Origin of the sequence: Aphanothece microscopica RSMan92 (assembly GCF_046613545.2) — a bacterium.
Lineage (GTDB): Bacteria > Cyanobacteriota > Cyanobacteriia > PCC-6307 > Cyanobiaceae > NIES-981.
Map to the genome: position 1 here is coordinate 1 of NZ_JBKKKY020000659.1, position 395 is coordinate 395.

General features: G+C 72.4%; 1 pseudogene. It reads left to right on the forward strand.

The annotated features are described in order from the left end of the window. Positions 1-395 (forward strand): annotated as a pseudogene (locus ACLD7X_RS19520) (hypothetical protein); the annotation flags it as partial.

Here is a 395-nt window from a genome sequence, read left to right on the forward strand (position 1 = left end):
ATTGGGACTGGCGCCCCCGCGCCTTTGGCACCGAGTTCTGGCAGTATTTCGGGGGCACCGCGCCCACGCATCACCTGTATGGCCTGGCCGAGGCCTTGCAGATGATCCTGCGCGAAGAGGGGCTGGCCGCCGTCTGGGCGCGGCACGAGGTGCTGGCCCGCGCCGTCTGGGCGGCCTTCGATGCCTGGGGGCAGGGCAACCCCGCGATCGCGCTGAACGTGGGCGATCCTGCGTTCCGGGGGCGGTCGGTGACGGCGGCGCGGATGGGCGCGCCCCATGCCACGCGCCTGCGCGAATGGACGGAACATCAGGCGGGCGTCACGCTGGGCATCGGCCTGGGCATGGCGCTGCCGCATGAGGAGGCCTGGCACGGGTTCCTGCGCGTGGCGCACATG